The organism is Propioniciclava sinopodophylli, from assembly GCF_004324755.1.
In the GTDB taxonomy this organism is placed as follows: domain Bacteria; phylum Actinomycetota; class Actinomycetes; order Propionibacteriales; family Propionibacteriaceae; genus Propioniciclava; species Propioniciclava sinopodophylli.
In genome coordinates, this window is record NZ_SDMQ01000005.1 from 1 (window position 1) to 23,102 (window position 23,102).

At 70.8% G+C, this 23,102-nt stretch carries 25 protein-coding genes; 17 read left to right on the forward strand and 8 right to left on the reverse strand.

From position 1 onward, the window contains the following. The first annotated feature begins 219 nt into the window (after positions 1-219). Entirely contained in the window at positions 220-462 is a 243-nt protein-coding gene (locus ET989_RS06135; RefSeq protein ID WP_131167674.1) for an LLM class oxidoreductase, read from the forward strand. Positions 463-637: 175 nt separating this feature from the next. Here the strand turns inward: ET989_RS06135 and ET989_RS06140 are convergent, their stop codons facing one another. Continuing rightward, a complete protein-coding gene (locus ET989_RS06140) occupies positions 638-829 on the reverse strand; it encodes a DUF7455 domain-containing protein (RefSeq protein WP_131167675.1) in 192 nt (63 codons plus the stop codon). Between the two features lie 189 nt (positions 830-1,018). Between ET989_RS06140 and ET989_RS06145 the strand changes: the two genes are divergently transcribed. Continuing rightward, the gene (locus ET989_RS06145) at positions 1,019-3,124 is read left to right on the forward strand and encodes a DNA gyrase/topoisomerase IV subunit B (protein ID WP_206662249.1); all 2,106 of its coding nucleotides are present in this window, start codon (positions 1,019-1,021) and stop codon (positions 3,122-3,124) included. A gap of 79 nt (positions 3,125-3,203) precedes the next feature. Beyond that, positions 3,204-3,704, forward strand: a complete 501-nt coding sequence (locus ET989_RS06150; protein WP_180320763.1) for a beta-class carbonic anhydrase — start codon at positions 3,204-3,206, stop codon at positions 3,702-3,704. Positions 3,705-3,833: 129 nt separating this feature from the next. Here the strand turns inward: ET989_RS06150 and ET989_RS06155 are convergent, their stop codons facing one another. Further along, positions 3,834-6,392, reverse strand: coding sequence for a DNA gyrase/topoisomerase IV subunit A (locus ET989_RS06155; protein ID WP_241656232.1), 2,559 nt, complete (start codon positions 6,390-6,392; stop codon positions 3,834-3,836). A 91-nt stretch (positions 6,393-6,483) separates the two neighbouring features. After that, on the reverse strand, positions 6,484-7,518 hold the full coding sequence (locus tag ET989_RS06160; protein ID WP_131167677.1) for an App1 family protein: 1,035 nt from the start codon (positions 7,516-7,518) through the stop codon (positions 6,484-6,486). Positions 7,519-7,572: 54 nt separating this feature from the next. Here ET989_RS06160 and ET989_RS06165 point away from each other — a divergent pair, with 54 nt between their 5' ends. The 3 genes from ET989_RS06165 to ET989_RS06175 are packed head-to-tail and all read left to right on the forward strand — an operon-like array spanning position 7,573 to position 9,910. Beyond that, positions 7,573-8,133, forward strand: coding sequence for a DUF5998 family protein (locus ET989_RS06165; RefSeq protein ID WP_131167678.1), 561 nt, complete (start codon positions 7,573-7,575; stop codon positions 8,131-8,133). A gap of 2 nt (positions 8,134-8,135) precedes the next feature. Beyond that, positions 8,136-9,263: an alkaline phosphatase family protein gene (locus tag ET989_RS06170; protein WP_241656233.1), complete on the forward strand. Its 1,128-nt coding sequence runs from the start codon at positions 8,136-8,138 to the stop codon at positions 9,261-9,263. Next, positions 9,263-9,910 carry a thymidine kinase gene (locus ET989_RS06175; RefSeq protein ID WP_131167679.1) on the forward strand — a complete coding sequence of 216 codons (648 nt, stop codon included), beginning with the start codon at positions 9,263-9,265 and terminating at the stop codon, positions 9,908-9,910. The genes ET989_RS06170 and ET989_RS06175 overlap by 1 nt, the downstream gene beginning before the upstream one ends. A 33-nt stretch (positions 9,911-9,943) precedes the next feature. Here ET989_RS06175 and ET989_RS06180 read toward each other — a convergent pair whose 3' ends face one another. Further along, positions 9,944-10,375: an arsenate-mycothiol transferase ArsC gene (locus tag ET989_RS06180; protein WP_165490064.1), complete on the reverse strand. Its 432-nt coding sequence runs from the start codon at positions 10,373-10,375 to the stop codon at positions 9,944-9,946. Positions 10,376-10,433: 58 nt separating this feature from the next. Continuing rightward, positions 10,434-11,522: a septation protein SepH gene (sepH, locus tag ET989_RS06185; protein WP_277751349.1), complete on the reverse strand. Its 1,089-nt coding sequence runs from the start codon at positions 11,520-11,522 to the stop codon at positions 10,434-10,436. Positions 11,523-11,637: 115 nt separating this feature from the next. Here sepH and ET989_RS06190 point away from each other — a divergent pair, with 115 nt between their 5' ends. Then, the gene (locus tag ET989_RS06190) at positions 11,638-11,931 is read left to right on the forward strand and encodes a DUF4193 domain-containing protein (protein WP_131167682.1); all 294 of its coding nucleotides are present in this window, start codon (positions 11,638-11,640) and stop codon (positions 11,929-11,931) included. Between the two features lie 22 nt (positions 11,932-11,953). Here the strand turns inward: ET989_RS06190 and ET989_RS06195 are convergent, their stop codons facing one another. Continuing rightward, positions 11,954-12,244, reverse strand: a complete 291-nt coding sequence (locus ET989_RS06195; protein ID WP_131167683.1) for a DUF4235 domain-containing protein — start codon at positions 12,242-12,244, stop codon at positions 11,954-11,956. Between the two features lie 44 nt (positions 12,245-12,288). On the opposite strand from ET989_RS06195, the gene ET989_RS06200 reads away from it, so the two are divergent. The 4 genes from ET989_RS06200 to ET989_RS06215 are packed head-to-tail and all read left to right on the forward strand — an operon-like array spanning position 12,289 to position 14,324. Continuing rightward, positions 12,289-12,744, forward strand: a complete 456-nt coding sequence (locus ET989_RS06200) for a DUF3093 domain-containing protein (protein ID WP_131167684.1) — start codon at positions 12,289-12,291, stop codon at positions 12,742-12,744. Further along, positions 12,741-13,247 (forward strand): dUTP diphosphatase, encoded by a 507-nt coding sequence (dut, locus tag ET989_RS06205; protein ID WP_131167685.1) that lies wholly within the window; start codon positions 12,741-12,743, stop codon positions 13,245-13,247. The genes ET989_RS06200 and dut overlap by 4 nt, the downstream gene beginning before the upstream one ends. Further along, the gene (locus ET989_RS06210) at positions 13,244-13,963 is read left to right on the forward strand and encodes a DUF3710 domain-containing protein (protein WP_131167686.1); all 720 of its coding nucleotides are present in this window, start codon (positions 13,244-13,246) and stop codon (positions 13,961-13,963) included. The genes dut and ET989_RS06210 overlap by 4 nt, the downstream gene beginning before the upstream one ends. Before the next feature lie 10 nt (positions 13,964-13,973). Further along, complete coding sequence (locus ET989_RS06215; protein WP_131167687.1) at positions 13,974-14,324, forward strand: OB-fold nucleic acid binding domain-containing protein; 351 nt, start codon at positions 13,974-13,976, stop codon at positions 14,322-14,324. Between the two features lies 1 nt (position 14,325). Here the strand turns inward: ET989_RS06215 and ET989_RS06220 are convergent, their stop codons facing one another. Together ET989_RS06220 and ET989_RS06225 are read right to left on the reverse strand one after the other, a co-directional pair. Beyond that, positions 14,326-15,039 carry a potassium channel family protein gene (locus ET989_RS06220; protein ID WP_131167688.1) on the reverse strand — a complete coding sequence of 238 codons (714 nt, stop codon included), beginning with the start codon at positions 15,037-15,039 and terminating at the stop codon, positions 14,326-14,328. Between the two features lie 12 nt (positions 15,040-15,051). Beyond that, positions 15,052-15,699 (reverse strand): potassium channel family protein, encoded by a 648-nt coding sequence (locus tag ET989_RS06225; protein ID WP_241656248.1) that lies wholly within the window; start codon positions 15,697-15,699, stop codon positions 15,052-15,054. Positions 15,700-15,791: 92 nt separating this feature from the next. Here ET989_RS06225 and ET989_RS06230 point away from each other — a divergent pair, with 92 nt between their 5' ends. The 6 genes from ET989_RS06230 to ET989_RS06255 all read left to right on the forward strand — a co-directional run bounded on the left by ET989_RS06230 (position 15,792) and on the right by ET989_RS06255 (position 23,063). Continuing rightward, a complete protein-coding gene (locus ET989_RS06230; protein ID WP_131167690.1) occupies positions 15,792-17,822 on the forward strand; it encodes an APC family permease in 2,031 nt (676 codons plus the stop codon). Continuing rightward, on the forward strand, positions 17,815-18,960 hold the full coding sequence (locus tag ET989_RS06235; RefSeq protein WP_131167691.1) for a class I SAM-dependent RNA methyltransferase: 1,146 nt from the start codon (positions 17,815-17,817) through the stop codon (positions 18,958-18,960). The genes ET989_RS06230 and ET989_RS06235 overlap by 8 nt, the downstream gene beginning before the upstream one ends. A 35-nt stretch (positions 18,961-18,995) precedes the next feature. Continuing rightward, on the forward strand, positions 18,996-19,178 hold the full coding sequence (locus ET989_RS06240) for a DUF6767 domain-containing protein (RefSeq protein ID WP_131167692.1): 183 nt from the start codon (positions 18,996-18,998) through the stop codon (positions 19,176-19,178). Between the two features lie 96 nt (positions 19,179-19,274). Next, positions 19,275-21,947, forward strand: a complete 2,673-nt coding sequence (acnA, locus tag ET989_RS06245; protein WP_131167693.1) for an aconitate hydratase AcnA — start codon at positions 19,275-19,277, stop codon at positions 21,945-21,947. Positions 21,948-22,048: 101 nt separating this feature from the next. Then, positions 22,049-22,528, forward strand: coding sequence for a hypothetical protein (locus ET989_RS06250; protein ID WP_131167694.1), 480 nt, complete (start codon positions 22,049-22,051; stop codon positions 22,526-22,528). 64 nt (positions 22,529-22,592) lie between these two features. Continuing rightward, positions 22,593-23,063 (forward strand): hypothetical protein, encoded by a 471-nt coding sequence (locus ET989_RS06255; protein ID WP_131167695.1) that lies wholly within the window; start codon positions 22,593-22,595, stop codon positions 23,061-23,063. Positions 23,064-23,102 lie beyond the last annotated feature (39 nt).

A 23,102-nucleotide genomic window follows, 5' to 3' on the forward strand; every position in this document is an offset into this window, starting at 1 on the left:
CCACGCCCGCGCGACCAGCCCACCCCAGCCGGTCACTCCCTGACCACCCAGCCCCAGCAGGCGCAACCAAGGACCCCCAGTGGAGAAGCCGGACAGACCGGCAGGACCACCACGCCCACACCCGAAACGCCGTCAACAACGACGCGAACCATCCCCAAGAATCACAGTCGGTGGATCAGGGCTGAGGAAGAGGCCGCCTACCTGGCCGGCCCCTCGACGGTGCAGTGGATCAACATCCGCCGCGACACCCGTGAGCCGCTGCCCTCCCCCGAGGAATCGGCGCGCCGCCTGGAGGCGATGGGCGGGGTGGACTTCTCGGGCACCAAGGTGGTCGGTACCGCCGCGCAGGTGCGCGAGCAACTGGAGGCCCGGGTCGCCGACTGCGAGGTGCAGGAACTCATGGTGTTGACCACGGCCTTCGACACCCAGACGCGCATCGACACCCTCGCGGCCCTCGTCTGACCCTGCACGCAGCAGGACGATCACCTGGAGCGCCGCGCTCCCGCGTGTGCATTTCTGTGGGGCAAAATCTGGCCGGATCGGGCCGGGTGCATTCTTGTGCTGCGGTTGCCGCCCCATAGAAATGCACACGGCCCCGGCAGATCATCTGCCGGGGCCGCGGTGGTCGAAGGGGTGTTCAGGCGAGACGGCTGGTCTCGTCCTGGATGTTCAGGGCGACCTGCTTCAGCTTGTCGGAGTGTGCGCGACCGTGGTGGGCGCAGAACAGAAGCTCGCCGCCGGAGGCCAGGGTGACGCGGAGGTACGCTTGCGCGCCACAGCGATCGCAGCGGTCCGCAGCGTTCAGGGATTCCATCACCGTTGTGCTCATGGGCCGTTCCTTCCTGGGTGTTCGGCTCGGGGCACCTGTTCCAACGTACGCGTTGGGTGGTTTGTTCCCGTGCCCCGAAGGTACCCGAGGAACTCAAGGGCAACAGGCGACGCGCGGAGTTGTGACCCGTTCGTCACCCGGGGAGGGTCGGTCCCGGGATGTGTCGGTGGGCGCGGGTAGTCTGCGACGGTGACCTCCAGCAGTACCAAGACGCCGCCCAAGCCGAAGACGGACAACCGCGACTACGAGGCGCGGCACCTCCTCGTGCTCGAGGGCCTCGAGGCCGTCCGCAAGCGTCCCGCCATGTACATCGGTTCCACCGACACGCGCGGCCTGATGCACTGCATGTGGGAGATCATCGACAACTCCGTGGACGAGGCGCTGGCCGGGCACGGCACGCACATCACGGTCATCCTGCACGCCGACGGGTCGGTCGAGGTGCGCGACGAGGCCCGCGGCATGCCGGTCGACATCGAGCCGCGTACGGGCCTCTCCGGCGTGGAGGTCATCCACACCAAGCTGCACGCCGGCGGCAAGTTCGGCGGCGGCTCCTACAACGCCACCGGCGGCCTGCACGGCGTCGGCGCCTCCGTGGTCAACGCGCTCAGCTCGCGGCTCGACGTGGAGGTCGACCGCAACGGCGCCACCTGGGCGATGTCGTTCCGCCGGGGCGTCCCCGGCGTGTTCGACGGGCCAGGGCCCGAGGCCGGCTTCACCCCCGACAACAGGCTGCGCAAGGTGGGCCGCGTCGCCAAGGCGAAGACGGGCTCGCGCACCCGCTACTGGCCCGACCGCCAGATCTTCCTGAAGGACGCGAAGCTGTCCGGCACCCAGCTGGCCGCCCGCGCCCGCCAGACGTCCTTCCTGGTGCCCGGCCTCAAGATCACCGTCGACGACCGCCGCGTGGCCGGCGACGAGCACGTCGACGTGCACCTGCACGAGGGCGGCATCTCGGAGTTCGCCGAGTACCTGTCCGAGGGCGAGCCGGTCACCGACGTGCTGCGCCTCCAGGGGTCGGACCGCTTCACCGAGACCGTCCCGATGCTGGACGCCGCAGGCGCCATGACGCCGACCGACGTCGAACGCGACCTCGACGTCGACATCGCGCTGCGCTGGGGCAGCGGGTACGAGAACAAGGTCTCCTCGTTCGTGAACATCATCGCCACCCCCAAGGGCGGCACCCACGTGCAGGGCTTCGAGCGCGGCCTGGTGCGCGCCTTCGGCAAGGCGCTGGAGAACAGCCGCCTGCTCAAGGCGGGCGAGGAGGTCATCAAGGATGACATCCTCGAGGGCCTCACCGCCGTGGTCACCGTCCGGCTGGCCGAGCCGCAGTTCGAGGGCCAGACCAAGGAGGTGCTGGGCACCCCGCCCGTCACCCGCCTGGTCGCCCGCGTCGTCGAGCAGGAACTCACCGAGTTCCTCACCACCAGCAAGCCCGCCCTGCGCCCGATGGCCCGGGCCGTGCTGGAGAAGGCGGTCGGGGCGTCCCGCACCCGCGTGGCCGCGCGCGTCCACAAGGAGAACCAGCGCCGCAAGAACGCGCTCGAGTCGAGCTCGCTGCCGCCGAAGCTGGCCGACTGCCGCAGCAACGACCTGGAGCGCACCGAGCTTTTCATCGTCGAGGGCGACTCGGCCATGGGCACCGCGAAGCTGGCCCGCAACTCGGAGTTCCAGGCACTGTTGCCGATCCGCGGCAAGATCCTCAATGTGCAGAAGGCGTCGGTGGCCGACATGCTCAAGAACGCCGAGTGTGCCGCCATTCTGCAGGTGGTCGGCGCCGGGTCGGGCCGCACGTGCGACCCCGACCAGTCGCGCTACGGGAAGATCATCTTCATGGCGGACGCCGACTCCGACGGCGCCCACATCCGCACCCTGCTGGCGACCCTGTTCTTCACGTACATGCGGCCGATGATCGAGGCCGGGCGCGTCTACACGGCCGTGCCCCCGCTGCACCGCTTCGAGCTGACCAACCCCAAGCGCGGCCAGGAGAAGTACATCTACACGTACTCAGAAGCCGAGTACCAGCGGAAGCTGGCCGAGCTCACCAAGCGCGGCGTCGGGTTCAAGGAGCCGCAGCGCTACAAGGGCCTGGGCGAGATGGACGCCGACCAGCTGAAGGAGACGACCATGGACCCGCGCCACCGCCAGCTGCGGCGCATCACCGTGGAGGAGGGTGAGAGCCTCGAGCAGGCGATCGCCACCTTCGAGAAGCTGATGGGCAACGACGTCGCGCCGCGCAAGGAGTTCATCGTCGAGGGCGCCTACGCCCTCGATACGGAGCGCATCGACGCCTGAGCCGTGGCGTGAGCGTCCCTCAAGCGGTGCCGCCCACCCGGGTGTACCCCGCGCCGGTGGCAGGACTAGGCTCGCCGACATGAACGATGACGGCATCTTCGACGACCTCCTGGCAGCCAACAAGCGGTACGCGCGGTCAGCGCCACGCGAGTTCGACGGCATCGCCCACCAAGGCGTCATGATCCTCACCTGCATGGACAGCCGCATCGAGCCCCTGGAGATGGTCGGCCTGATGATCGGCGAGGCGAAGATCCTCCGCACCGCCGGCGCGCGTCTCACCGACCGTGGCCTGGGCGCCTTCATCATGGGCGTGCACAAGCTGAAGGTGAACCGCATCCTGCTCGTGCCGCACACCAAGTGCGCCGCCGCTTCGATGGACGAGGTCGGCATGCGCGCCGCCATCAAGGACGCCTCGGGCATCGACCCGGGCGATTTCGAGTTCGGTGTCTCGCCCGACCAGCTCGGCAACCTGCGCGCCGACTGCGAGCGGCTGCGCAGCCACCCCCTGATCGCCGGGTTCGCCGAGGTGGGCGGGTTCCTTTACGACGTCGAGACGGGGCTGATGTCGCGCGAGTGCTGAGCGCTCACGCGGTCGTGTACCCGGTGAGGGTCCAGGCCTGGCCCGGCAGCTCGAGCGCCGTGCCGCGGCCTCGCGCCCTTCGCCGCCTCGTCGAGGTGCTGCAGCAGGGTCGCGGTGTCCACGGGGATCCTAGAAGAGGGTGCTGTCGTCGTCCGCGTCGGGCTCCGGGTCGCCGACCGCGTCCTCGCCCGGGGTCTCGTCCACGCCCGCTGCCGCCTGCGACGCCGCCGACGGTGACGTCCGGACGCCGTGGGCGCGTGTCCCCAGGCCGCCCAGCGGCTGGGTCAGCGGGGTCCCCGAGCCGTCCCGGCGCCCGTCGTGGACGCTGGTGAGTTCGATCGGCGCGCCGCTGGGGGCGGCGCCGATGACCGGGTCGGCCCCGACGAACGCCGACAGCAGTGTGGTCTCGCCCTTGAGGAAGCGGTGGCAGCGGACGCCGCCGGTCGCGCGACCCTTGGCCGGGTACTCCGAGAACGGGGTGACCTTCGCCAGGCCCGCCTCGGTGCCGGGCAGGCCCGCGCCGGTGCCGGAGACCGTCACGACCGTCGCCTCGCCGTCGGGCACGTGGCCGAAGAACACGACGGACGCCCCCTGGGCCAGCTTGATGCCCGCCATGCCGCCGCCCGCGCGTCCCTGGGCACGCACGGCCGAGGCGGGGAAGTGCAGGAGCTGGGCGTCCGAGGTCACGAAGCAGAGCTCGCCGGAGTCGTCGGCCAGCTCGACCGCGCCGACAACCTCGTCTGCGGGTTCGAGCCGGATGACCTCCCACGCGTCCTTGGACACCAGCTCGGGGTTGGTGCGCTTGACCACGCCGTTGCGGGTACCGAACGCCCAGCCGAAGGTGGCGTCCGTCAGCGTGGTCAGCGCCAGCACGCGCTCGCCCTTCTCCAGGTCGAGGAGTTCGGTGGCCAGCGACCCGCCCTGCAGGTTGGGCGCGTCCGCGGTGATGGCGACCGAGGGCAGCTCGATCGCCTGCGCGCGGATGACCCGACCCAGCGAGGTGAGGACGCCATACTCGCCGCGGGCGCTCGTCCGGATGGCGGAGGTGATGACGTCGTGCTGCGCGCGGCGTCCCTGGGCGGGCAGCTCCTCGGCGGTGTCGGCGCGCGCCAGCAGGCCGGTCGAGGAGAGCATGACCCAGCAGGGGTCGTCGGCGATCTCCAGCGGGGTGGCCCTGGCCGCGGTGACGGTGGCGCCGCCGCCGGCGAGCAGGACGGTGCGCCGGGGCGTCCCGTGGGTGCGGGCGACCTCGTCGAGCTCGCGGGCGACCAGCGTGCGCAGTTCGTCGTCGTTGTCGATGATGAGGGAGAGGTCCGCGAGGCGCTGCTCGAGTTCGTCCCGCTCCTTCTCCAGGTCGATGCGGCTGAACTTGGTCAGGCGGCGCAGCTGCAGGTCGAGGATGTAGTTGGCCTGGACCTCGTCGAGGTCGAAGGCCTCCATCAGCTTGCCGCGCGCCTGGGCGACGTCGTCGGAGCCGCGGATGATCGCGATGACGTCGTCGATGTCGAGGATCGCCAGCAGCAGGCCGCGGACGAGGTGGAGCCGGTCGGCGGCCTTGCGGTGCTGGAAGCGCGTGCGGCGCAGCGTGACGTCGAGGCGGTGGTCGGTGTAGACCACCAGCGCGTCGCGGAGCGACAGGGTCTGGGGCTGGCCATCGACCAGGGCCACCATGTTGATCCCGAAGGAGTCCTCCAGCTTGGTGGCCTTGTAGAGCTGCTCCAGCAGGGCGTCGGGATTGATGCCGTTCTTGACCTCGATCACCAGGCGCAGGCCATGGGTGAGGTCGGTCAGGTCCTTCATGTCGGCGATGCCGGTGATCTTCTTGTTCCGCACCAGCGTCGAGACCTGCTCCATGATCCGCTCCGGACCGACCATGTAGGGCAGTTCGGTGATCACGATGCCCTTGCGGCGCGGGCTGGTCTGCTCGATGCGCGCGGTCGCGCGGATGCGGAATGTGCCGCGCCCGCCCGCGTAGGCGTCCGCGATGCCCTCCAGGCCGACGATCTTGCCGCCCGTGGGCAGGTCCGGGCCCGGCACGTAACGCATCAGGTCCTCGACCGTCGCGTCCGGGTGCTTGAGCAGGTGCTTGATCGCCTGCACGCACTCCACGAGGTTGTGCGGCGGGATGTTGGTGGCCATGCCGACGGCGATGCCCGTCGACCCATTGACCAGCAGATTCGGGAACGAAGCCGGCAGCACGACAGGCTCGGTCATCTTCCCGTCGTAGTTGGGCTTGAAGTCGACCGTGTCCTGGTCGATCTCGCCGGTCATCGCGAGCGCGGCGGGCGCCATCCGGCACTCGGTGTACCGCATGGCCGCGGGGCCGGCGTCCAGCGAGCCGAAGTTGCCGTGCCCGTCGACCACCGGCAGGCGCATGGCCCAGCCCTGGCCCAGGCGCACGAGCGCGTCGTAGATGGCGGTGTCGCCGTGGGGGTGCAGCTTGCCCATCACGTCGCCGACGACGCGGGCGCACTTCACGTGTCCGCGGTCGGGGCGCAGCCCCATGTCGTCCATCGAGAACAGGATGCGGCGCTGGACGGGCTTGAGCCCGTCTCGGGCGTCCGGGATCGCGCGGGCGTAGATCACCGAGTACGCGTACTCGAGGAAGCTCGTCTCCATCTCCTCGGTGACGTCGATGTCGGTGATCTTCTCGATCACGTCCTCGTCGACCGGCGGCTTCGCTACCACGTGCTCCCTCTTCCGTTTCGTGCCACCCGCCATTGTGCCCAAGGCGGGCCGGAAGCGGTGGGTGCCACTCCGGGGCGGCACCCTCGGGGGCTCAGGACAGGCCGAGGAACTCCCGGGTGACGCGGCGCAGCCCGCGGCCGTCGGGGGCCTTGAACACGGGGATGTCACGGGGGAGCGGCTCGTCGCCGGCCAGCGGCTCGGTCGTGCCGTGGGCGAGGATCTGCTCGGCGGGCGTCAGTTCCCGGATGGCAATGGCCACGACCTTGTCAGGGTTCGCGGCGGCGAACTCGCTGTAGACGTTCAGGTCGTGCTGGCCGTCGTCGCCGACCAGCAGCCACTGGATTCCGGGGAAGTCGACGCTGAGCTGCAGCAGGGCGTTGCGCTTGTGCTCCTGCCCGGAGCGGAACCAGCCGGTGTTGGTGGGGCCCCAGTCGGTGAGCAGCATGGCGCCCTCGGGGTAGCGGTGGCGGCGCATGAACCGCTTGAGGAAGCCGTGGGTGTTCCACGCGCCCGTCGACAGGTACATGACGGCGGCGCCGGGGTGGCGTCCGAGCAGGTCGTCGTAGAAATCCGCCATGCCGGGGATGGCTTGGCGGGCGGCCTCGGTGCGGAAGAAGGAGTTCCACGCGGCGATGAACGGGCGGGGAAGCATCGTGGAGAGGATGGTGTCGTCGATGTCGGAGACCAGCCCGAACGTCGCGTGGGAGGAGACCACCTGGACGCCGAAGCTCTCGCGCTCCGACTGCTCGGTCTGCACCGAGCCGACCTGCCATCCCGCGGCGAGGCCGTGGTGGCGGACGCGGTGGTCGATGTACCCGCCGCGATCGGTGGTGCCGGTCACCTCGGCGTCCCCGAGGCGAATGGTGTAGCGGGCGTGCACGCAGGGGGCGGTGATGAAGTTCCGCCAGCCGCGGCGGCGCAGGAACTCCTCGGTGGCCCGGCCGAGCTGGGTGTCGGCGAAAGCGGGGGACAGCACGATCCGGCCGAGCACGCGTGCGAAGCTCTCGTCGCCGTAGGCGGTGTAGGGGATGACCCGCTCGCGCCAGCCGAGCGCCCGGAACACCTGTTCGAGGCGCTTGTCCAGGAACAGTTCCAGGCGGGCGGCGATGAACGGCCGGTTGCTCATGGCCACCACCGTAACGGTTTACCCGCGGCGCCCGCGTCATGGGAGAATGCTGGAATGACTGCCCTTCCGGCGGAACTGCGCGCCGCCATCGTGTCGTCCGGGTACTTCCCGGATTTCGTGGCGACGACCGTCGCGCAGGCCATCGGCGACGAGGAAGTCGTCGACGCCCTCGTCCACCACGAGGCCACCTTCAACGCCACGGAGCTGCACCGCCACGTCACCGTCCTCGTGCTCACCCCCACACGCTTCATCGCGGCGCACACCGACGACGGCGAGCATCCGAACGTCCAGCAGGCGCTGACCACCGTCGAGACCGTCGCCCTGCGGCACATCCGGTCGGTGGCGCTCACCCAGGTCGCCGCCAATCCCGAGCGCTTCGGGCGCGGGCGGCACGGCACGACCGAGACGTGGTTGGTCGTGAACTGGGGCGCGATGCGCCGCCAGGAGGTCGAGCCGGCCACGTGCGGGGACCCCAACTGCGACGCCGACCACGGCTGGACGGTCCAGGACGTCGCGGACGATCTCACCGTGCGCATCAGTGCCGCGGCCGACGGCGAGGCGGCGGTCGCCGACCTCATCCGCTTCGGGGCCCGCCTGCAGCGGGTGGCGGTCTGAGCGTGGAGTCACCGCTCATCCCCGTCTACGGGAAATCGACCCTGGCCGACGTCGTCCCCTCCCTGGCCGCCTCGCTCGGCGTCGACGGGTGGGCGGACGCCCTGGCCCTGCCGAGGTCCGACCGCTGGGTCATCCTGCTCGTGGACGGGCTGGGGGCGCTCAACCTCGCGGCTGCGGCCGAGGAGGCGCCGTTCCTGATGTCTCTGGTGGCTGGGGACGCCTCGACGACCGTGACCTCCGGGGCCCCCAGCACGACCGCGACCAGCATCACCTGCCTGGGTACCGGGCTGGCCCCGGGACAGCACGGCATCGTCGGCTACGCCTTCCGGAACCCCGTCGAGGGCGGTTACCTCAATGCGCTCACGTGGGCGCCGGGGCTGTCGGCGCTCGACGTGCAGCCCCGGCTGACCGCCTTCGAGCGCCTGGTGCGCCAGGGCGTGAGCATCACGTCGGTGAGCCCGGCCCGCTTCGCCGGCACCGGCCTGACCGAAGCTGCCCTGCGCGGCGCCCGGTTCCAGCCGGTGCCCGATGAGGAGGACCACTCCGCGCGCATCACGTGGACGGCGGATGGGGCGTCGGAGGGGGACAAGGCGCTGGTCTACCTCTACGAGCGTTCGCTCGACCACACCGGCCACGGAGTGGGCTGGCGGACGCCCGCGTGGCGCGCCGCCCTGCGCCGCATCGACGCGCTCGCGCGCGACCTGCGGGCGGCCCTGCCCGACGACGTCCGGCTGCTCGTCACCGGCGACCACGGCATGATCGACTCGCCGCGCGACCGGTGGATCGTCGCCGAGGACGTGCCGGGCCTGACCGACGACCTCACGCTGCTGGCGGGCGAGGGGCGCTTCCGGCAGCTGTACTGCGAGCCGCGGCACGCGGACGCCGTGGCCGCCCGCTGGAGCGCCGCCCTGGGCGAGCGCGCGTGGGTGGTGCGGCGCGAGGAGGCGGCGGCGTCCGGCTGGTTCGGGCCCGTGGACCGGCGGATGGCTGAACGCTACGGCGAGGTGCTCGTGGCGCTGCGCGACGACTGGGCCGTGATGACCCGCACCCAGCCCAAGGAGTTCGGCCTCGTCGGCATGCACGGCTCGCTGACCGAGTTCGAGATGCGCGTGCCGGTGCTGGTGGGCTGATGGCGGCGCTGACCTACTTCGCCGGCCCCATGAACTGCGGCAAGTCGACCCTCGCGCTGCAGGTCGACTACACCAACGCCTCGGCCGGACGCCGCGGGCTGCGGTTCACCTGCCTCGACCGCGGCGGTGAGGCCCGGATCAGTTCGCGCATCGGTCTGGTGGCCAGCGCCGTCGAGGTGACGCCCACCTTCGACTTCTGGGGCCACGTGACCGCCGAGCTGATGGCCGGCCACCGGGTGGACTACCTGGTGTGCGACGAGGCGCAGTTCTACACGACCGGGCAGGTCGACGACCTGGCGCGCATCGTCGACGAGCTGCGCATCGACGTGTCCTGCTTCGGCATCCTCACCGACTTCCGCACCGAGCTGTTCCCGGGGTCGCGGCGGCTCGTCGAGCTGGCCGACCGGATCGAAATGCTGCAGGCCCGCCCGCGCTGCTGGTGCGGTGAGCCCGCCACCCACAATGCGCGCGTCGTGGACGGCGTCATGGTCGTCGAGGGCGAGCAGATCGCCGTCGGGGACACCGAGGGCGGGGGAGCCGGCGTGGTGTCCTATGAGGTCCTGTGCCGGGCCCACCACCGGGCGCTGCAGCCGTCGGTCGGACGCGGGGTCGACCTGACACCCGAACCGCTGCCGTTCAGCGACTAGGACGTGTCCGGCCCCGGCTTCGTGGCGCGGACGTCAGGGACGCCTGCCCAGGCCGAGCTCGTCGGCCAGGGCCTCGACGCGGTTTCGGATGTCGTCCCGGATGAGGTCCATGCGCTCGTCGCCCTCGATGCCGCGGACCGACGGCTCGTCGGTGTCCCAGCGCTCGATGGTGGCCTTCATGCCTTCGACGGGCTCGACCTGCGCGTCCCGGCCGAGCACGATGACGCGGTCGGCGGTGCGCAGCAGGTCGCGGTTGATGGCCTTGCTCGTGGCGGCTTCCATGCTCGCCCCGGCGCGGGCCACGGAGGCGGCGGACTCGGCGTTGATCTTCCCCTTCGGGGCGGTGCCGGCGGAGTGGATGGCGGCGGCGTCCCCGACATGGGCGCGCAGGAGCGCCTCCGCCATCTGGGACTTGCCGCCGTTGGAGACGCAGACGAACAGGACGGTGGGTCGGTCGGTGGTCACGGAGCTCCTCAGTGCGGGCGCGCCACGGAAGGCGCGGGTCGGGTCGGTGGGGCAGCCCTCAGTCGTCGGACTTGGGTGCTTGCGGGGCGCCGAACATGATCTCGTCCCAGCTCGGCACCGAGGCCCGCTTGCGGCGCGGGCGCGGCTTCGGCTTGGGAGCCGGCTCCTCGCCATCATCGATGAGGGAGAGCTGCTCGGGTTCCTCTGGCGACTGCGAAGGCTGGGCTTCCAGGCCTTCGAGGCTCGCAGGCGCTCGCACCTCAGGGACCTCAGCGTCGAAGGTCTCCACCGTGATGGACTCCTCGACCACCTCGACCACCTCGACCACAACGGGGCCGTCGGGCTCGGGGGAGGACTCCTTCGGGTGGACGAGCCCGGCGTAGATCTTCACCGAGTCCTCGTCGAAGCTCGAGAGCATGTCGAAGAGCACGTCCAGGTCACCCCGGGCGGGCGGCACGATGTCGTAGACGCCGTCCACCTCGGCCAGGTCCCCCTCGTGGAAGGCGTCGTCGGTGTCGTCCTCGGCATCGGCGGGAGCCTCGGCGTCCGTGACCTCGTCGATGGGCGCGGTCTCCGGCTCGTCGTCCGACTGCTCCGCCTCGGCATCGGCGTCCTGCGTGGCGTGCACCAGGGCGAGCTGGTCGGTGGCGCCATCGCCGATGAGCGCACGGCCCTCATCGTTGGCCGACACCGAGAAGCGGCCCATCGCGTCGAACACGAACAGGCCCTCGCGGCGCTCCCCGTCGGCGTCGAAGCCGACGCTGACCTGCCAGCGCCGGTCCTCGAGCTTCCAGGCGTCCCAGTCCGCGGCGTCCGCGTCGACGCCACGGGCGGCCAGGGCGTCCGCCACGGCGTTGCGCAGGGTGCGGTGGGAGGTGGTCTCGCCGCGGCGGCGGACGGGGTTGGTGCGGGCCAGGCCGGCGATGTAGTCACGCTCGGCGATGACCGGGGCGGCGAAGGCGTCGATGCGCTCGATGGGGACTCCAGCAGCCTCTGCGACCTGCTCGGGCGACGCCCCGGCGCGGATGCGCGCCTGGATATCGCGCGGTCTGAGGGCACTGTCCATCATCAACTCCCGGCTCAACACTGGTTGTCCGCAGCGTAACCTACCCGCTCGGGCGGCTGGGGGAGGCCTGCCCGGTCGCAACAGGGTGGGCCGGCTTTGCCTCGGGATCTTGGGCGCGCTTGACGCGTGTGATATATGTGCGTCTGCACCTCGGGAGACAACCCAGCGGTGCGACCCTCACGTACCGAAAGGCATCATGGCGACTGATTACGACGCTCCCCGCAAGAACGACGAGGAGAACGAGGACTCCATCGAGGAGCTCAAGAGCCGTCGCAACGACAAGAACTCGGGCAAGGTGGACGAGGACGAGGTCGAGGCGGCCGAAGCCTTCGAGCTGCCGGGCGCCGACCTCTCCCACGAGGAGCTGACCGTCCGCGTCCTGCCCCGCCAGGCCGACGAGTTCACCTGCGCCAGCTGCTTCTTGGTGAAGCACCGCGCCCAGCAGGCCATGGAGAAGAACGGACTCGTCTACTGCGTCGACTGCGCCTGAGCGCAGCCGGCGCGCCCCGGGGTCAGAAGCGCATGTTGACGTGACGCAGCGGGCTCGCCGAGCCCGTGAACGCCTCCCAGCGCCGCGCCGCGAACCGGTTGATCAACACCTGCGAGAGGCCGACGCCCAGCGCCATCGCCAGCACCCAGATCGCGGCGTGGGAGGTCGGAGTGGCGGGGTCGTTGGGCTCCGGCGGTTCCTCCCCGGTCACAAACGTCCAGGCGCCGTCGACGGCCTTCTTGGTGACGAGCGCCGCCACCGCGCCCACGAGCGTGGAGTAGCCGTTCCACACGATCTTCTGGGACATGTCCATGGAGTCATCCTAGGGGCCGTCGCCCAGCCCGCTAGGTTGGACGGGTGGACTATCACGAACGGCTCACCGCCCCGGCCTGGTACTGGCTGGTGGCCATCGTCTTCGGCGTCTCCAGCATCGTCGCGGTCGGCTTCTGGTACGGCCCTTGGGTGGCTGCTGCCGGCGCCCTCGTCGTCACCGCCGCCACCACCGTGCTGTTCGCCTGGGCGGGACGCACCGACGTCGCGGTCACCGAGAAGGGTCTGCGCGTCGGCCCGTCCGTGCTCGAGTGGCCCTACGTGGGGCGGGTCGAGGCGCTGGACGCCGAGGCCACCCGTGAGCTGCTCGGCGTGAAGGCGGACGCCCGTGCGTTCACCGTCGAGAAGGCCTGGCTGACCGAGTCCGTCGTCGTCACGGTCGACGACGCGGCCGACCCGCACCCGTACTGGGTGATCGGCAGCCGGCGTCCGGCCCAGCTGGCCGACGCCATCGAGCGGCGGCGGGCCGAGGTGCGCGCGTGAGCGACGCCGAGCGCCCGACGGTGCTGGTGCGAAGGCTGGACGCCGGGGTCCCCCTGCCGCGCTACGCGCATCCCGGCGACGCCGGGGCGGACCTCGCGACGGCGGAGGACGTGGAGCTCGCGCCGGGGCAACGGCGCCTCGTCCGTACGGGCATCGCCCTGGCGGTGCCGGAGGGCTGGGCGTGCTTCGTGCACCCGCGGTCCGGGCTCGCCGCGCGCGAGGGCCTCACCATCGTGAACGCCCCCGGCACGGTGGACGCCGGCTACCGCGGAGAGGTCATGGTCTGCCTGCTCAACACCGACACCAGCCGAACGGTGATACTGCGCCGGGGCGACTTGATCGCGCAGCTAGTCTTCCAAAGCGTCGGCTCAGCGGACTTCGCCGAGGTCGACACACTGCCCGCCAGCGCACGCGGCACCGGTGGACACGGTTCCACCGGCGGCGTGATCGGCTGGGTTGACGACACGATCCCCACGGGGGAAGGCGGAGGTAGGAACCTGTGATCTTTGGGCGCAAGGCTCGCGAGGCCAGCGAGGACGCCGTCGAGATCGAGTCCGTCGACGAGGAGTTCCTCGACGACGAGGTGGACGCCACCGACGACCAGCTGGACGAGGACGCCGGCGCTGTCGAGGGCGTCGCCGACGACGACTTCGACGCCCGAGTCGACGGGCCGTTCGACTTCGACGAGGTCGACCTGGACGCCGACGGGGTCGAGCGCGTCGAGTTCGGCCCCCTCATCATCACGCCCTTCGAGGGGCTGGGCCTCCAGCTGCACGGCGACCCGAACAGTGGCACGGTGCACGCGCTGCTGGCCGCGTTCGGCGACTCCGGGCTCGAGCTGGCGCTGTTCGCCGCGCCGCGCACCGGCGGACTGGCCGCCGAGCTGCGCGAGGAGACCATCGAGGAGGCCACCCAGGCGGGAGGGCACGCCGGCGTCGCGGACGGCCCCTTCGGCCCCGAGATCCAGCGCGTCCTGCCGATGGAGGGCCCCGAGGGCGAGCAGCTCTTCCACGTCTCCCGCATCTGGCTCGTCGAGGGCCCCCGCTGGCTCCTGCGCGGCACCCTGATGGGCCGCGCCGGCATGGTCGAGGGCGAGAGCGAGCCCGCCGACGTGTTCGTCGAGTTCTTCCGCAACGTCGTCGTCAAGCGCGACGAGCAGCCGCGCGTCCCCGGCGAGCTGATCCACCTGGCGATGCCGACCGGGGCGGCGCAGGGCTAGTCTTTCGGACATGTCCTGGCTTGACCGGATGCGCGGGTTGCTGCGCTCCAACGACGAACTGGCCTCGGCCGACCGGCAGAAGCGGGCGGCCGCCCAAGGCTGCGACACGATCGATGCCTGCACCGACCGCGGCCGGGTGGTGCTGCGGGGCACGATCGACGTGTTGACCGTGCGCCCCCGGCAGGACACCCCCTGGCTGGAGGCCGAGCTGTCGGACGGCACGGGCCGGGTCACCCTGATCTGGATGGGGCGTCACGAGATCCCCGGCATCGAGGCGGGACGCGAACTGCTGGTCCGCGGCCGCATCTCGGTCGCCGACGGCGCCCGGCGGGTGTACAACCCGCACTACGAGCTGCTCTGAGTCAGCGCTCGGGGTCGACGTCGACGTCGTCCTCGTTGGCCACCCGCTCGCGGTGGACGCCCGGGGCCAGGTACTCGGCCAACTCCATCTCGGCGTCCGGATTCACGACGAACAGGAGCTCGTCCTCACCCTCGAGGGCGGCGTCCGTCTGGGGCGAGGAGGCGACGCCGTCACGGATGACGGCCACGAGCACCGCCTCGCCTGCGAACGCGAGGTCGCCCACGCGGCGTCCGACGATGGGGCTGTCGGTGGGCAGGCGCATCTCGACCAGGTTGGTGCGACCGCCGCGGAACGAGAACAGACGGACCAGGTCGCCGACCGTCACCGCCTCCTCGACCAGCGCGCACATCAGGCGCGGCGTCGACACCGCGACGTCCACGCCCCAGACCTCGTCGAACATCCACTCGTTGCTCGGGTGGTTGACGCGCGCGACGGTGCGCGGCACCGCGAACTCGGTCTTGGCCAGCAGGCTGTGCACGAGGTTGACCTTGTCGTCGCCGGTGGCGGCGATGGCCACGTCGCAGCGGTCGATGCGGGCCTCCTCCAGCGAGTCGACCTCGCAGGCGTCGGCGAGCAGCCACTCCGCACCCGGGACGCTGTCGGGCTTGATGGCGCCCGGGTCCCGGTCGATGAGCAGGACGCGGTGGTCGTTGGCCAGCAACTCACGCGCGATGGAACGGCCGACGTTGCCGGCCCCGGCGATGGCGACACGCATGCGGGGTCCCTCTCAGATCTTGGCGGGCGGTTGGGCGAGCAGGCCCTCGATGCGGGGCACGTCCTCGTTGGTCACGGCGATGGAGAGCATGTCGCCGTCCTGCAGGATCGTCGACTCGTTCGGCACCATGCCCTGCCCGAAGCGGGTCAGGAACGGGACGCGGGCGCCCAGCGCCTGCTCGACGGCGGTGATGCGCAGACCGACCCAGCCGTCGTCGGCGCCCACCTGGATCAGGCGCACCTGGCCGGACGGGTCGCGCCACTGCGGCTCCGATCCCTCGGGCAGTAGACGGCGCAGCACCTGGTCAGAGGCCCACTTCACGGTGGCCACCGACGGGATGCCGAGCCGTTCGTACACCTCGGCGCGGCCTTGGTCATAGATGCGGGCGACGACGTTGTCGATGCCGTAGGTCTCACGCACCACGCGTGCAGCAAGGATGTTGGAGTTGTCGCCGGACGACACGGCCGCGAACCCGTCCGCCTCGCGGATGCCGGCGGCCACCAGCACCTTGCGGTCGAAGCCGATGCCCTTGACCGTCCGGCCGTGGAAGTCGGGGCCAAGCCGGCGGAAGGCGTCCGCGTCCTGGTCGATGACGGCGACGGAGTGGCCTCGGCGCTCGAGGGCGCGCGCCAGCGAGGAGCCGACGCGGCCGCAGCCCATGATGACGATGTGCACGCGGAGATCCTCCCCGGGCCGGAACCCGTTGGCAAAACAGGCGCGGCGTGTTGTCGCAGCAGGTCTAGGGTATCCCCGTGGATCTCACGGACGCCGTGAAGCGGTTGCTCGTTGGCCGCAAGCTGGCCAGCAACCAACTGGGGGAGACCCTCCTCCCCAAACGGATCGCGTTGCCGGTGTTTGCCTCCGACGCACTCTCGTCGGTCGCCTACGCCCCCGACGAAATCCTGCTCACCCTCAGCCTGGCCGGCGTCGCCGGCTTCGTGTTCTCGTGGCCGATCGCCCTGGCGGTCGCGCTGGTCATGTTCGTCGTGGTGCTGAGCTACCGGCAGACGGTGCACGCCTACCCGTCGGGCGGCGGTGACTACGAGGTGGCCACGGTCAACCTCGGCCCCAACGCGGGCCTGACGGTGGCGTCCGCCCTGCTCGTCGACTACGTGCTCACCGTCGCGGTGTCGGTCAGCTCCGGCGTCCAGAACGCCAAGGCGTTGTTCCCCATCTTCATCGGTCACGAGGGCCTGGCCGCCGCCGTGCTCATCGCGATCCTGATGGCGATCAACCTGCGCGGCGCCCGCGAGTCGGGGACGGTGTTCGCCATCCCGACTTACGCGTTCATGGTCGCGGTGCTCGGCATGATCGGCTTCGGGTTGGTGCGCATCCTCGTCCTCGGCGAGCCGCTGCGCGCACCGACAGCCGACTTCGGCGTGGTGGGGGACCCGTTCTACTCGAACCTGGAGGGCTTCGCGCTGGTCGCCTTGTTGGCCCGTTCCTTCTCATCGGGCTCGGCCGCACTGACGGGCGTGGAGGCCATCAGCAACGGCGTCCCGGCTTTCCGCGAGCCCAGGTCGCGGAACGCGGCGACCACCCTGGGCCTGCTCGGCATCGTCGCCATCTCCATGCTCGGCGGCATCATCGCGCTGGCGCACCTCACCGGGGCGAAGATGGTGGACGAGCACGCGGGCGTCCACTTCACCCGGGGCGGAGTCGAGGTGACCGACCACCAGGAGACCGTCATGGCCCAGTTGGCCATGACCGTCTTCGACCGGTTCGAGCCCGGGTTCGTGTTCGTGATCATCACGACGATGGTCATCCTGTTCCTGGCGGCCAACACGGCCTTCAACGGGTTCCCGGTGCTCGGGTCGATCCTGGCCCGCGACGGGTACCTGCCGCGCGCCCTGCACACCCGCGGCGACCGGCTGGCCTACAGCAACGGCATCATCCTGCTGGCGCTGGCGGCCATCGGGCTCGTGCTGGCGTTCAACGCCAGCGTGACCGCGCTGATCCAGCTCTACGTCGTGGGCGTGTTCGTGTCGTTCACGGTCAGCCAGCTTGGCATGCTGCGGCACTGGACGCGCCACCTCGCGGTCGAGACCGATCCGGCCGCGCGTCGGCGCATGCAGCGTTCGCGGGCCATCAACGCGGTCGGCCTGACGTTCACGGGAACCGTGCTCGTCATCGTGCTGGCGAGCAAGTTCATCTACGGCGCCTACCTCGCCGTGCTGGCGATGGCGGTCGTGTTCGCCGCCATGAAGGCGATCAGCGGCCACTACGCGAAGGTGGCAGCCGAGACGGCACTCGACCTCGACGAGGCGCACACCCTGCCCAGCCGCGTCCGCGCCGTCGTGCTGCTGCTGGAGCTGAACAAGCCCGCCATGCGCGCGGTGAACATGGCCCGCGCCTCCCGGGCGAGCAGCATCGAGGCGGTGACGATCGCCGTCGACGACGACCAGGTGCGCGCCATGCGCGACGAGTGGGACGAGTTGGACACGGGCGTCCCGCTGAAGGTGCGCGCCTCGCCGTACCGCGAGGTGGTGGCGCCGTTCGTGGCGCACGTGCGCGAGTTCCGCTCCGACAACCCCCGCGACGTGGTGGTGGTCTACATCCCCGAACTGGTGGTCGGCCACTGGTGGGAGCGCCTGCTGCACAACCAGACCTCGCTGTTCATCAAGACGCGCCTGGCCTTCCTGCCCGGCGTGATCACCACCGCCGTGCCGTACCAGCTCGCGTCCTCGCGGTACGCGATCGAGCGCGCCGAGCGCAGCGACACCGCCGAGTGGCGCCGTCCCGGCACCGGCACGGTCCACTCGGGGGCGTCGCTCGATGACTGAGACCGGCTGGGCGGTCGGGGACCGCATCGACGGGGTCCGCGTCGGGCCGGTCGCGCACGGCGGCCACTGGGTCGCGCGCGTGGACGGCCGTGTGCTCTTCGTCCGGCACGCCCTGGCCGACGAGGTCGTGGACGTCGTGGTGACCAGTCTGGCCAAGCGGCACGGGTTCGCGGACGCCGTGGCCGTGCGCGAGCCGTCGCCGCACCGGGTGGCGGCGCCGTGCCCGATCGTCGCCACGTGTGGCGGGTGCGACCTTCAGCACGTGGCGGTCGCGCACCAGCGCGAACTCAAGCGGCAGGTGGTGGCCGAGCAGCTGGACCGCTTGGCCGGCCTGGTGTGGAACGGGGTGGTCGAGTCGTTCGACGCCGACGCGCTGGGTTGGCGGCGGCGGATGCGGTACCACCGGGGCGCGCGGGGCTGGGGGCTGCGCGCCAAGGGTTCTCACGACGTCGTGCCCTTGCCGGAGCAGGGGTGCCTCATCGCGGCGCCGGCCCTCGGGCGGCCGTTGGGGGTCGAGGTAGCGGGCGACACGCTCGTGGGTGCGCGGACGGCCTCGGGGACCGTATGGGTGGCGCCGGGTGATTCGACGGTCGTCCGTGAGGAGGCCGCCGGCCGGAACTGGGCGGTGCGGGCCGACGGCTTCTGGCAGGTGCACCCGTCCGCGCCCGACGTGCTGGTGGACGCCGTGCTGGCCGGCTTGCGGCCGGCCGCGGGGGAGCGGGCGCTGGACCTCTACTGCGGCGTCGGGCTGTTCTCGGGCGCGCTGGTGGACGCCGGCGTCCGGGTCACCGGGGTCGAGGGTGGGCGGGATGCCGTCGCGCTGGCGCGGCGCAACGTGCCCCAGGCTCGGTTCCACGCGGGCTCGGTGGATCGCGTCCTGCGCCGGCTCACCGCGCCCGTCGACCTCGTCGTGCTGGACCCGCCGCGGGTGGGCGCCGGAAGGGCCGTCATGGAGGACGTGTGCCGGCGGCGTCCGCGCGTGATCGCGTACGTCGCGTGCGACCCGGCGGCGTTGGCACGCGACCTGGCCACGGCGTCCGCGCACGCCTACGCGCCGGCGTCGATCCGCGCCTTCGACCTGTTCGGCATGACCCACCACGTCGAGTGCGTGGCGATCCTGGAGCCCGTCACCCCCTGAGGTCCCTGTCCTAGAGTGGCTGAGAGGAGGATCAGATGGCTCGTCATGTCGAGGCCCGGTGCCCGTTGCGGCCCGCCGACAAGTGCTCGCTGTGCTTTCCGGGCGCTGACAGCCCGGCCAACTGCGGGTTGGTCTACCTGATGCGGGACGACCCCGAGCTGCAGGAGTTGTACGCCGAAGAACGCCGTCGCGCGCGCGAGGGTCGCATCGGGGCGTAGGCTCTTGGGCGGACACCAGCGACACTGTGACCACATGGTGTAGTATCTCGATGTCGAGACAATCTGCTGGACATCGTCGAAGAGGAGAGGGTGCTCATGAGCGTCAACAGTTTCGGTGCCAAGGCCACGTTGGCCTCGGGTGGCAAGGACTACGAGATCTTCCGCGTCGACGCCGTGGAGGGCTCGGACTCCCTCCCGTACAGCCTCAAGGTGCTCCTGGAGAACCTGCTCCGCACCGAGGACGGCGCCAACATCACCGCCGACCAGATCCGGGCGCTGGGCGCCTGGGTTGCCGACTCGGAGCCGAGCGAGGAGATCCAGTTCACCCCGGCCCGCGTCATCATGCAGGACTTCACCGGCGTCGCGTGCGTCGTGGACCTGGCCACCATGCGCCAGGCCGTAGCCGACCTCGGTGGCGACCCCGACAAGGTGAACCCGCTCGCCCCGGCCGAGATGGTCATCGACCACTCCGTCATCGCCGAGTACTTCGGCCGCGCGGACGCCCTTCAGCTGAACGTGGACGTCGAGTACCAGCGCAACAAAGAGCGCTACCAACTGCTCCGCTGGGCCCAGGGCGCCTTCGACGAGTTCAAGGTCGTTCCCCCGGGCACCGGCATCGTCCACCAGGTCAACATCGAGAACCTCGCCCGCGTGATCTTCCCGCGTGAGGTCAACGGCGTGCTCCAGGCCTACCCGGACACCTGCGTGGGCACCGACTCCCACACCACCATGGTCAATGGCCTCGGCGTCGTCGGCTGGGGCGTGGGCGGCATCGAGGCCGAAGCGGCCATGCTGGGCCAGCCGATCTCCATGCTCATCCCGCGCGTGGTCGGCTTCAAGCTGTCCGGGAAGCTCAACGAGGGCGTCACGGCGACCGACCTGGTACTCACGATCACCGACATGCTCCGCAAGCACGGCGTGGTCGGCAAGTTCGTCGAGTTCTACGGCCCCGGCGTCTCCGCCGTGCCGCTGGCCAACCGCGCCACCATCGCGAACATGTCCCCGGAGTTCGGCTCGACCATCGCGGTCTTCCCGATCGACTCCAAGACCACCGACTACCTGCGCATGACCGGCCGCACCGAGGAGCAGATCGCGCTCGTCGAGGCCTATTCCAAGGCGCAGGGCCTGTGGCACGACGACGACCGCGAGCCCCGCTACTCCGAGTACATGGAGCTCGACCTGTCCACCGTCGTCCCGAGCATCGCCGGCCCGAAGCGTCCGCAGGACCGCATCGAGCTCAGCAAGTCGAAGGAGAGCTTCGCGGCGGTGCTGCCGACGTACTCGTCCAACCCGGACGTCTCCGTCCCGGTCACCCTCGCCGACGGGCGGGAGTTCGAGCTGAAGAACGGCGCCGTCACCGTGGCGTCGATCACCTCGTGCACCAACACGTCCAACCCATCGGTCATGCTGGGCGCCGCCCTGGTCGCCAAGAAGGCCGTCGAGAAGGGCCTCAAGCCCAAGCCGTGGGTCAAGACCACCGTCGCCCCCGGCTCGCAGGTCGTCACGGACTACTACAACAAGTCCGGCCTCCAGCAATACCTGGACGCCCTCGGCTTCAACACCGTCGGCTACGGCTGCGTCACCTGCATCGGCAACACCGGCCCGCTGATCCCCGAGGTCTCCAAGGCGGTCAACGAGCACGACCTGGCCGTCACCGCCGTCCTGTCGGGCAACCGCAACTTCGAGGGCCGCATCAGCCCCGACGTGAAGATGAACTACCTCGCCTCCCCGCCGCTGGTCATCGTGTACGGCCTCGCCGGCACGATGGACATCGACCTGGCCAACGACCCGATCGGCCAGGACGACCAGGGCAACGACGTGTTCATGTCCGACATCTGGCCGAGCCAGGCCGAGATCGACGAGGTCATCAACTCCTCGATCAGCGCCGAGATGTTCGCCACCCGCTACGCCGACGTCTTCAAGGGCGATGAGCGCTGGGCGAACCTGGAGACCCCCGAGGGCAACCTGTTCGACTGGGACGAGGCCTCCACCTACATCCGTCGCGCGCCGTACTTCGACGGCATGCCGGCCGAGCCCGAGGCCGTCTCCGACGTCTCCGGTGCCCGCGTCCTTCTCAAGCTGGGCGACTCGATCACGACCGACCACATCTCCCCGGCCGGCGCGATCAAGACCGACTCCCCGGCGGGCGCGTACCTCACCAGCCACGGCGTGGAGCCTCGCGACTTCAACAGCCTCGGCTCGCGTCGCGGCAACCACGAGGTGATGATCCGCGGCACGTTCGCCAACGTCCGCCTGCGCAACCAGGTCGCGCCGGGCACCGAGGGCGGCTACACGCGCAACTTCACCAAGGACGGCGGCCCGGTCGAGTTCGTCTACGACGCCTCGATGGACTACCAGGCCGCGGGCATCCCGCTGGTCGTCCTGGCCGGCAAGGAGTACGGCTCCGGCTCGTCCCGTGACTGGGCGGCCAAGGGCACGACCCTGCTGGGCATCAAGGTCGTCATCGCCGAGAGCTACGAGCGCATCCACCGCTCGAACCTCATCGGCATGGGCGTCCTCCCGCTGCAGTTCCCCGCCGGCCAGTCGGCCGACTCGCTGGGCCTGGACGGCACCGAGACCTTCGACTTCACCGGCATCGAGGAGCTCAACGCCGGCACGACGCCGAAGACCGTCAGGGTCGTCGCGACCAAGGAGAACGGCGAGAAGGTCGAGTTCGACGGCGTCGTCCGCATCGACACCCCAGGTGAGGCGGACTACTACCGCAACGGCGGCATCCTGCAGTACGTGCTGCGCCAGCTGCTGAAGTGACCCCGCGCCCGTCCACGGGCACGACCGTCCACCAAGGGCCCCACCTTTCACGAGGTGGGGCCCTCGGCGCATCCAGGCGGGCACGCGGTAGCCTCGCGGCCATGAGTTCCTCGGACGCGCTGGGCACGAGTCGGCTGCGTGTCTCCGACGGCGCGGGCCCGGGGGAGTGGGTGGCTTACTCGTTCCTCGGGACGGTGCTCGGGCTACTGGCGGCCCTGCTGCTGTGGGCCGTCTCCAACGTCCTGAGCAGCGCCCTGTGCGGCACCGATGAGTGCGCGCTCGGCTGGTTGCTGCTCGGCGGCATGCTCTCGCTGGTGGCCGGCCTGCTCGTGCCTATGCTCCTCATCGGCCTGGGCTGGGCGTGGTGGGCCGTGCTGGCCGCTGCTGTGTTCTCGACGCCGCTGTGGATCTTCCTGCCACCGTTCTGGTTGACCGGCGTGCTGATGGTGCTCGTCGCCCCCCTCGTGGCCGGGCTCGCCGGCCGTTGGGCGCGCTCGGGCCCGCCCTGGCGCACCTGGGTGCTGCTCGGCGTCGCGGCAGCCGTGCTGGTCGCGACGTCGGTCTCGGTGCTCGTCGCCTGACCCTCTTGCGGCGCCGCGCCTCGCACCCTAGAATCGAACGCACGTTCGAACAAGGAGGTGCGTGATGTCGACGCTGAGCTGGACGCCGACGGCCGCCCACGGCTTCGGCCGGTTCGCGGGCGAACCGGGTCGCCACCCGGTCGGGCGCACGAAGTTCCCAGCCCAGACCGCGCTGTACACCCCGCCCGGGTGGCCCGAGGGCGTCCGGCCCCCGCACAGCCCGGAGTGGGAGGCGACGGCCACCAACTTCCTGCTCGACTGCTGCCCGGCCGAGTACCGGGGGTACCCGGTGCTGCGCCGGCACCCGGTCATCCTCGCCCGGTTCGCCGCCGAGCACGTCGAGTCGCAGGTCCAGGCCTGCCGCGACGGCATCGGAGGGGTGCGGGCGAGCCTGGGCCACCTGGTCAGCCCCGAAGCACTCGAGGCGGCGCTGGCGGCGTGGCACGAGCAGGCCGAGCTGCTGCGCCGTCGCCGCCGCGAGGTGGCGCTGGTGGAGGAAGCGCTGCGCGGCAAGGTGTTCATCCGCAAGATGTGAAGCACGGATGGCGGCGGCGCGCGCCAGCCGGGCTGGGTT